The organism is Streptomyces sp. XY431 (assembly GCF_001279805.1).
Taxonomy (GTDB): Bacteria; Actinomycetota; Actinomycetes; order Streptomycetales; family Streptomycetaceae; genus Kitasatospora; species Kitasatospora purpeofusca.
The window spans coordinates 1-8,517 of the sequence record NZ_LGDO01000154.1 but is presented as its reverse complement, the minus strand read 5'-3'; the positions used below and the strand labels follow the sequence as shown (position 1 = coordinate 8,517).

At 74.5% G+C, this 8,517-nt stretch carries 13 protein-coding genes; 9 read left to right on the top strand and 4 right to left on the bottom strand.

Annotated features, from left to right (window positions below; translation table 11 throughout):
- From ADK60_RS18080 to ADK60_RS18045, 8 genes are all read left to right on the top strand, one after another.
- Window positions 1-216: hypothetical protein (locus ADK60_RS18080; protein ID WP_053647253.1), on the top strand; the 216-nt coding region annotated here is incomplete at its 5' end.
- Window positions 200-613, top strand: coding sequence for a roadblock/LC7 domain-containing protein (locus ADK60_RS18075; RefSeq protein WP_045940547.1), 414 nt, complete (start codon window positions 200-202; stop codon window positions 611-613). The genes ADK60_RS18080 and ADK60_RS18075, both read left to right, overlap by 17 nt.
- Window positions 610-960: a DUF742 domain-containing protein gene (locus ADK60_RS18070; RefSeq protein ID WP_045940548.1), complete on the top strand. Its 351-nt coding sequence runs from the start codon at window positions 610-612 to the stop codon at window positions 958-960. The genes ADK60_RS18075 and ADK60_RS18070 overlap by 4 nt, the downstream gene beginning before the upstream one ends.
- The gene (locus ADK60_RS18065; RefSeq protein ID WP_045940549.1) at window positions 938-1,564 is read left to right on the top strand and encodes a GTP-binding protein; all 627 of its coding nucleotides are present in this window, start codon (window positions 938-940) and stop codon (window positions 1,562-1,564) included. Before ADK60_RS18070 ends, ADK60_RS18065 begins: the two co-directional genes overlap by 23 nt.
- Window positions 1,561-3,144 (top strand): cytochrome P450, encoded by a 1,584-nt coding sequence (locus ADK60_RS46660; protein WP_063783179.1) that lies wholly within the window; start codon window positions 1,561-1,563, stop codon window positions 3,142-3,144. Before ADK60_RS18065 ends, ADK60_RS46660 begins: the two co-directional genes overlap by 4 nt.
- Complete coding sequence (locus ADK60_RS18055) at window positions 3,108-4,214, top strand: cytochrome P450 family protein (RefSeq protein ID WP_234325995.1); 1,107 nt, start codon at window positions 3,108-3,110, stop codon at window positions 4,212-4,214. Before ADK60_RS46660 ends, ADK60_RS18055 begins: the two co-directional genes overlap by 37 nt.
- 59 nt (window positions 4,215-4,273) lie before the next feature.
- Window positions 4,274-4,540, top strand: coding sequence for a hypothetical protein (locus ADK60_RS18050; RefSeq protein ID WP_030397828.1), 267 nt, complete (start codon window positions 4,274-4,276; stop codon window positions 4,538-4,540).
- A 32-nt stretch (window positions 4,541-4,572) separates the two neighbouring features.
- Window positions 4,573-4,887, top strand: coding sequence for a hypothetical protein (locus ADK60_RS18045; RefSeq protein WP_053647251.1), 315 nt, complete (start codon window positions 4,573-4,575; stop codon window positions 4,885-4,887).
- Here ADK60_RS18045 and ADK60_RS18040 read toward each other — a convergent pair.
- Window positions 4,877-5,701 carry an isocitrate lyase/PEP mutase family protein gene (locus ADK60_RS18040; RefSeq protein WP_053647249.1) on the bottom strand — a complete coding sequence of 275 codons (825 nt, stop codon included), beginning with the start codon at window positions 5,699-5,701 and terminating at the stop codon, window positions 4,877-4,879. The two genes, ADK60_RS18045 and ADK60_RS18040, sit on opposite strands and share 11 nt — an antisense overlap.
- Window positions 5,702-5,715: 14 nt before the next feature.
- Window positions 5,716-6,210 carry a carboxymuconolactone decarboxylase family protein gene (locus tag ADK60_RS18035; protein ID WP_053647248.1) on the bottom strand — a complete coding sequence of 165 codons (495 nt, stop codon included), beginning with the start codon at window positions 6,208-6,210 and terminating at the stop codon, window positions 5,716-5,718.
- A 364-nt stretch (window positions 6,211-6,574) separates the two neighbouring features.
- Between ADK60_RS18035 and ADK60_RS18030 the strand changes: the two genes are divergently transcribed.
- Complete coding sequence (locus tag ADK60_RS18030; protein WP_053647246.1) at window positions 6,575-7,372, top strand: NRDE family protein; 798 nt, start codon at window positions 6,575-6,577, stop codon at window positions 7,370-7,372.
- A 77-nt stretch (window positions 7,373-7,449) separates the two neighbouring features.
- Here ADK60_RS18030 and ADK60_RS18025 read toward each other — a convergent pair whose 3' ends face one another.
- Both ADK60_RS18025 and ADK60_RS18020 read right to left on the bottom strand, forming a co-directional pair.
- The gene (locus ADK60_RS18025; RefSeq protein WP_053647244.1) at window positions 7,450-7,953 is read right to left on the bottom strand and encodes a hypothetical protein; all 504 of its coding nucleotides are present in this window, start codon (window positions 7,951-7,953) and stop codon (window positions 7,450-7,452) included.
- A 114-nt stretch (window positions 7,954-8,067) separates the two neighbouring features.
- Window positions 8,068-8,517 (bottom strand): hypothetical protein (locus ADK60_RS18020; protein WP_159400479.1); only part of this gene is annotated, 450 nt, incomplete at its 5' end.

Here is an 8,517-nt window from a genome sequence, read left to right as displayed (position 1 = left end):
ACCCGGCACGCCGCCAACGCCGCCCCCACCCCGCCGCCGGCCCCGCCGTACCGCTCGGCGCAGCAGGCCCAGGCGTTCATGTCGATGTTCCAGGCCGGCACCGCCGGCGGCCGCTCGGCCGCCCGGGCCGGCTCCCAGGACCCGCACGACCCTTCCCTTCCCCCTTCCCCCCAGCTTCCCCAGCGCCCCGGAGAGTTCCATGACCACCACCCCTGACCTCGGCTGGCTGCTCGCCGACATCGTCAACGTCCCGCAGGTCCAGCACGCCGTCGTGGTGTCCAACGACGGCCTGGAGATCGGGCGCAGCGAGGGCATCGTGCGCGAGGACGCGGAGCGGCTCGCCGCGGCCTGCTCCGGCCTCCAGTCGCTGGCCCGCGGTGTCGCCCAGGGCTTCGGCGGCCGCGGCAGCGCGACCCGGCAGATCGTCATCGAGTACGGCGGCGGTTACCTCTTCATCGTCGCCGCCGGGGCCGGGGCCCACCTGGCGGTGGTGACCGGCGACGACGTGGACGCCGGCCTGGTGGCCTACCAGATGCAGGTCCTGGTCGAGCGGATCGGCGCCCACCTCACCAGCCCGCCGCGCGCCGATCTCGCGGCGGGGGGCCAGCGGTGAGCGGCGGTCCGGTCCGCCCCTACGTCATCACCGGCGGCCGCAGCCGGCCCACCCGCACCGAGCTGGCCTTCGAGAGCCTGGTCGTCGCGTTACCCGACCGGCCCGAACTCCCCGAGCACGCCCTGCTCAACCGTGAGCACCGGCGGATCCTGGACCTCTGCCACAGCCTGCTGTCGATCGCCGAGGTGTCGGCCCACCTGGGGCTGCCGCTCGGTGTCGTCAAGGTCCTGGTCGGCGACCTCTGGGACCTCGGCGCCGTCCAGGTACTCCCGCCCGTTCCGCAGGCCGAACGCCTGCCCACCACTCTTCTGGAAGAGGTACTCGTTGGCCTCCGCCAACTCCGCTGACCCGGTCGCCGGCCCTCCCGCCGCACCGCAGTACCTGCCGCCGTCCGTCCAGGGCGCGGTGAAGATCCTCGTCACCGGCCCGTTCGGGGTCGGCAAGACCACCCTGGTCGGCTCGCTGAGCGAGATCTCCCCGCTGCGCACCGAGGAGACCATGACGGCCGCCAGCACCGGTGTGGACGACCTCACCGGGCGCGGCGGCAAGACCACCACCACGGTGGCGCTGGACTTCGGCCGGATCACGCTCAACCCCCGGCTCGCGCTGTACCTGTTCGGCACGCCCGGCCAGCAGCGGTTCTGGCCGCTCTGGGACGACCTGTCGCGCGGCGCGCTCGGCGCGATCGCCATGGTCGACCTGCGGCGTCCGGACGAGAGCTTCGACGTGCTCGGACGGCTGGAGGAGCAGCAGATCCCGTTCGCGGTCGCCGTCAACACCTTCCCGGACACCCCGAGTTACCCGGAGGAGGAGCTGCGGTCGGCGCTGGACCTGCTGCCCGGGGCGCCGATCCTGTACTGCGACGCCCGGGACCGGCGGGCCGCGTACGACCTGCTGATCGACTTCGTCGACCACCTGTACCGCACCGCCGTCCTGGAGCCGCAGCGATGACCGTTCCCGAGCCCGGTACGACGGCCGTCCCGCCGCCCGGGTGCCCCGCGCACGCGGCCGGCGGCGCCCCTCCGGCCACCGCCCACGACGGCGTCCCCCCGACCGCGGCCCACAGCGGCACCCTGCCCGGCGGGCTGCCGGTCGGGGTGCCGCTCACCCCGCTCTACGGCTCCGCCGTCGCCGACGACCCGCACGGCCTGTACGCCCGGCTGCGCGCCCAGTACGGGCCGGTGGCACCGATCGAGCTGGAGCCCGGGGTCGAGTCCTGGCTCGTCCTCGGCTACCCCGAGCTGCTCGAACTCACCCGCAACGAGGCGCTGTTCTCCAAGGACTCACGCCGCTGGCGGGTCCCCGCCGAGGGCCGGCTGGCCGCCGACTCACGGCTCCAGCCGATGACCTCCTGGCGCCCCACCCTGCTCAACCTGGACGGCGCCGAGCACCAGCGGCTGCGCGCCGCCGTCGCCGACACCCTCGCCCGGGTCGACCACCGGCAGCTGCGCGAGACCACCGAGGCCGCCGCCGACGCGCTGATCGACAGCTGGGGCCCCGACGGCACCGCCGACCTGGTCGGCCAGTACGCGCGCCGGCTGCCGCTGCTGGTCTTCACCCAACTGCTCGGCCTGCCCGACGAGGCGGGCGCGCACCTCATCCGGCTGATCAGCCACATCGCCGACAGCGGCACCGAATCGGTGCGCGCCAACCAGGAGTTCCAGGCCCTCCTGGTCGACCTGGTCCGGCGGCGCCGGACCACGCCCGGGGCCGACCTCACCTCCTGGCTGCTGGCCCACCCGGCCGCGCTGACCGACGAGGAGGCGGTGCACCACCTGGTGGTACTGATGATCGCCGGGAACGAGACCACCATCTGCTGGACCGGCAACACCCTGCGGCTGCTGCTCACCGACCGGCGCTTCCGGGCCACCCTCACCGGCGGCCGGCTGACCGTCGCCGACGCGCTGGAGGAAGTGCTCTGGCGCGACCCGCCGACGCAGAACTTCCCCGGCCGGTGGGCCACTTCGGACACCGTGCTCGGCGGCCAGTTCATCGCCCGCGGCGACATGCTCGTCCTCGGCCTGGCCGCGGCCAATGCCGACCCGGCCGCCCAGGGCCCCGGCGCCCTCGGGCACGCGTCGATCGGGCACGCGTCGATCGGCGGCAACCGGGCGCACCTGGCCTGGGGCGCGGGCAAGCACGTCTGCCCGGCCCAGCACCCGGCCCGGATCATCGTCGAGACCGCCGTCGAGACCCTGCTGCACCGCCTGCCGGACCTCCAACTCGCCGTCCCCCCGCACGAGCTGGCCTGGCGCCCGTCCCCCTGGTCGCGCGCCCTGATCAGCCTGCCGGTGCTCTACAGCGCCTTCACCCCGCCCCGACCGCCAGCTCCCGAGAGGCCCTCCGCATGGACACCGCCGCAGGTACCGCAGACTCCGCAGACGCCGGGGACGGCCCTGGGGACGGAAGGGCCGAGCCCGTCGTCCTCGACGCCTTCGGACGCGACCAGCACGGGGAGAACGCCCGGCTCCGGGGAGCCGGCCCGGCGGTCCTGGTGGAACTCCCTGGCGGGGTGGTGGTCTGGGCGATAACCCACCACGACACCCTCCAGGAGCTCCTCGCCGACCCCCGCGTCGGCAAGGACCCCCAGCTGTGGACGGTGTTCCGGGAGGGCCGGCTGCCCGAGGGCTGGCCACTGATCAACTTCGTCACCGTCCCCGGCATGATCACCGTCGACGGAGAGGACCACCGGCGGCTGCGCGGACTCGTCACCCAGGCCTTCACCCCGCGCCGGGTGGCCGCCCTGCAGCCCGCCGTCGAGACCAGGACCACCGCCCTGCTCGACCGGATCGGCGAGCTGGACGGCGCGTTCGACCTGCGCGAGCACTTCGCCTACCCGCTGCCGATGCAGGTGATCGGCGAACTGCTCGGCCTGCCGCCCAAGCAGCAGGACGAGCTGCACGAACTGTCCGACACCCTGGTCTCCAGCTCCGCGACCCCCGGGGCCGCCGCCGCCGCGCAGCAGTCGCTGTTCGCACTGCTCGCCTCGGTGGTCGCCGCCAAGCGGGCCGAACCCGGCGACGACCTCACCACCGACCTCATCGCCGCCCGCGAGGAGGACGACCGGCTCGGCGAGCCGGAGCTCGTCGGCACCCTGCTGCTGATGCTGGTGGCCGGGCACGAGACCACGCTCAACCTGATCACCAACGCGGTGCGCGCCCTGCTCGCCCACCCCGAGCAGCTGCGGACGGTGCTGGACGGCACGGTGCCCTGGTCGGCCGTGGTCGAGGAGACGCTGCGGTACGACTCGCCGGTCGGACAGTTCCCGCTCCGCTACGCCGCCGAGGACATCCGGGTCGGTGACGTGGTGATCCGGCGCGGCGAGGCGCTGCTCGCCTCGTACGCGGCCGCCGGGCGGGACGAGGCCCACTACCCCGACGCCGACCGCTTCGACCTCGGCCGGCAGCCGAACCGGCACCTGTCCTTCGGGCACGGCCCGCACTTCTGCCTGGGCTCGGGGCTGGCCCGGCTGGAGGCGGAGACGGCGCTGCGGTTCCTGTTCGAGCGCTACCCCCGGCTCGCGCTCGCGGACGGGCCGGAGCCGGAGCCGATCGCCTCGTTCGTCAGCAACAGCGTGCGCACGCTGCGGGTCACGGTCTGACCCGCCGGTCGCCGCGCGGGCCGCGGTGACCTCGGGGCGGCCGGGTCGTTGGGGGGTTCATGAAGAAACTCGCCACCCTGGCCGCCCTCACCGTGGCCGGTCTCGCCGCCGCCGTGCCGTCCGCGTCCGCCGCCACCTCCACCGCGGCCTCGCCGGACGCGCTCGGCGGCCTGTCCAACGGGATGACCCTCTCCCCCGCCGACCTCCTGCTGCACGAGGCCAAGGACCTGCCGGTCGTCGGCGGTACGGCGAGCGAGATCGAGGCCATCGGCACCAACCAGATGACCCACCCGGGCCTCAGCGGCGAGATCGGGCACGGCCTGTGAGCCGCGCGCAACCTGTGAGCGGCGTACGGCCTGTGAGCGGCGTGCGGCGGCCCGGCGCGCTCCTGCTGGCCGCGCTGGCGCTGGCCGCCGCGCCGACCGCCGCGTTCGCCGCGGGCGAGGAGGGGCCGTCCGGCTCGGACTCGCAGTCGGGCTCGGGCGCGGGCGCGGGCTCCGGTGGTGGCGCGGCGACCGGGCCGGACTTCGCCTCCGCCGCGGCCTGTCTGCAGGAGTTCGCGGCCGTCCCCGCCCTCGGCAGCCACGGCGCCGGGCCCACCACCTGCTCCGACGGCAATGTCGTCAACCACGCCGTGGGCACGCTCGGAGCGCTCGGCGCGCTCACCGGGTGACGAACAGCCCCTGCAGCTCCCCGTAGTCGAGCCCGCCGTCGAGCGCGGAGTACGTTCCGTCCCCGTACACCTCCTCGGCGGCGCGGCGCACCGCCGCGTACGCCGCCTTCGCCAGGCCGGGCCCCAGGCTGATCCGGGCCACGCCCAGCGCCGCCAGCTCCGGCACGGACGGCGAGCCCGGGCCGGCGAGCACATTGAGCGGCGCCGGGACGGCCCCGACCAGTGCGGCGATCACCGCCGGATCGGACACCCCCGGGGCGAACACGCCGTCAGCGCCCGCCTCGGCGTAGGCCCGCAGTCTGGTCACCGCCTCGTCCAGCAGCTCCGCCGGGTCCGCGGCACCCCCGGCGTGCAGGAAGACATCGGTGCGGCCGTTGACGAACAGCGGCACCCCGGCCGCGTCCGCCGCCGCCCGGGCCGCCGCGATCCGCTCGGCCGCCTCGGCGACCGGTCGTCCCCCGTCCTCCAGATTGACGCCGACCGCGCCGGTGGCGAGCAGTGCTTCGACCGTCCCGCCGACGCCCGCGGCGGTCCCGGCGAACCCACTCTCCAGATCCGCCGTGACCGGCAGCGGGCCGGCCGCACGGACGATCAGCTCCGTCTGTGCCAGCACCGGCGAGCGGTCGGCGCCCTCGCCGTCGGCGCTGCCGAGCGCCCAGCTGACGCTGGCGCTGGCCGTGGCGAGGGCCCGCGCCCCGGCCGCTGCGACCAGCCGGGCGCTCGTCGCGTCCCAGACGTTGGCGAGCACCAACGGCTCGCCCGGGCGGTGGAGTTCACGCAGGATGCGGGCCTTCTCCCGCTGTTCGACCGTCATCGTCCGCCGCCCCGCTACTTCGCGGCCGGGCTGAGCCGGGTGCCGACGCCGATCCGGTTCCAGGCGTTGATGGTGATGATCAGCGCGATCAGCTGCGCCAGCTCGGCCTCCTCGAAGTGCGCGGCCGCCTCGTTGTAGACGGCGTCCGGCACATGCCCCTGGGTGAGCAGGGTGAAGGACTCGGTCAGCGCCAGGGCGGCGCGCTCCTTGGCGGTGAACCACGGGGTCTCGCGCCAGGCCGGGAGGGAGAGCAGGCGGTGGTTCTGCTCGCCGTTCCCGAGGGCGTCGGTGCTGTGCATGTCGATGCAGAAGGCGCAGCCGTTGATCATCGAGGCGTGCACCTTGACCAGTTCGGCGAGCACCGGGTCCACGCCCTGGCGGGCCCGGCGGTCCAGGCCGAGCATCGCCTTGTAGAAGTCGGGGGCGACGTCGGGGAGCGAGATGCGCTGGGCGGGCGCGGGGACCGGGCTGTCGGCGGAGGTGACGGGGGTGTTGTTCGTGGTCGTCATGGCGCTCAGCCTAGGGGCGTGGTGGCCTGGCACTTCGGTACGTTCGGGCGCGGAAATCGTGGGCCACTCCAGTGGCGGGCAGCCGCTGCCGCCCGCCCTCCCCTGCTCTCTCCCCTCCCTCTGCTTTTGCACCCCGCACTTTGCAAAGTGCACTTTGCAAAGTGTGCAGAGTATGCGGAGTGCGGTGGGACGGGGCCGGGCGAAGGGCCCGGGAGCATCCTGGGCGCCGCCTTCTTCCTGGGCGTCCGGTGCGTCCCGGACGCCCAGGACGCCCGAACGACCTACCCCTCCCGGTCGGCGAACAGGCGTGCGAGGATCGCAGGGAGGGGCGAGGTCAGGGGGACAGGACGTGTGTACGGCGTTCGTGAGCATCGAGCCGTCCGCGGCGGTGCCGGTACTGCTGCTGTCGGTGCGGGACGAGTACATGGGACGGCGCTGGTCGCCGCCCGGCCGCCACTGGCCCGCGCAGCCCTCGGCGGTCGGCGGACTGGACCTGGTCGCCGGCGGGACCTGGCTCGCGGTGGAGCCGGGCGGCACCGGCTCCGGGGATTCCGGACCGGTCGCGGCCTGCCTGCTGAACGGCTTCGGCACCTCGGCACCGGAGGCCGCCCGGCTCTCGCGCGGTGAACTGCCGCTGCTCGCCGTCCGGGGCGGCCGGATCGACACCCTGGACCTCGACCGGTACGACCCGTTCCACCTGGTCGTCGTCCGGCCCGACGGCGCCCGGGTGCTCAGTTGGGGCGGCGGGACCGGCGGCCGGCTCGTCGGACTGGACCTGCCGACCGGGCTGAGCGTGGTCCTCAACGACGGGCCGGAGGGTCTGGCCGAGAACCGCACCGCCTCCGAGCGGATCCGCACCCTGATGGCCGCCCGCGCCGACCACTTCCGGGCCCGGTTCGAGGCCGAGCCCCGTCCGCTGCCGCTGCCCGACGCCCCGAGCACCGAACGCGCCTGGGGCGCCTGGCTGCCGATCGCCACCGGGGACGGGCTGCCCCTCGACGCGCCCGCCGCCCTGGTCCAGCGACGCGACTTCGGGGACGGCCGGATCTGGGGCTCCTCCTCGATCTCCCTGCTCGCCCTCGGACCGGAGGGCGTCCGCTACGACTTCGCCCCGGCCCCGGTGGGACCGGGCGGAGACGACTGGCAGCGGGTGGAGCTGTGAGCGACGCGCGGGCCAGCGACAGGCGGACGAAAGGCGCCGAGCGGCGTTGACCGCCGCTCGGCGCCTTTCACAGCCGCTCACGCCTCGGTGCGGGCCTCGCGCCAGCGCCGCGCGACGACGTCGCTGACGTAGTACACGAACTCGCTGCCCCGGCCCTCGCCCGCGGGCACCTCGGTCCACCACATCGGCCAGAACTCCCGCTCGTAGTGGGCCTTCAGGACGCGGGTGAAGCCGGACAGCGCGCCGCGCAGCCGGGTGCGGTCGAGCTGCAGCGCCCCGGCCAGGTCGCCGTAGGCCACCCGGGTGCCGGGCTGCTCGGCGAGGATGTCGAGGATGGCCACGACCACCTGGACGGAGTCGCGGCGGTCGCTGATCAGCGTGCGGAGGTCCTCGACGGTCCACTCGTCGCGGCGGCGCTGCTGCTCGCCCTGCGGGGACCTGATCGCGAGCTCCGCGGCAGTGGCCCCGGCACCGGCCTGGCCTGCGGTGACGCCGCTGCGCTCGGCGATGAAGGCATACACGGCCGGGACCAGGTGGGCCGGCACCGGCACCGACACGTACTCCGGGTTCTCCTGGGACATGACTGGGTCCTCCCCTCCTGCGGCCGCCCCCTGCGGTCGGCCGCAGAACGATCCTGGCACATCGTCAGCGCCGACGTCCAGCCCTTAACAGCCACTAATGGCCACTAACAGCCGCTAGGGGATGCGGAACTCCTGGGACTTGTTGCCGGGGGTGCACGCGGTCATGGTGAGCTGGGCGCCGATTCCGTTGTCGGTCAGGCAGTTCTGGCCCATGTAGTCCTTCAGGTAGAAGGCCCCCGGGATGGTCGCGGCCGTGACCGTCCAGTTGGTGAGGAAGCTGAAGCCGCTGGACAGCGCCACCCGGCCGTCCATCTCCTGCACCAGGACGGGGGCGCTCAGCTTGCAGGGGTTGAACTGGTGCCAGCTGCTGGGAACGGTGTGCACCCAGCCGTAGGAGGTCGCACCGCCCATGACCACGGCCTGGCCGCCGGCGAGGCCGTCCTGGGAGAGGCCCATACGGAGACCGTCGCCGACATTGGTGATGTAGCCCCAGTTGGTGCCGCCGCAGCCGTTCGCCGGGGCGGCACCGGGGGCGGTGCTCGCCGGGGGCGCGGTGGCCGGGGG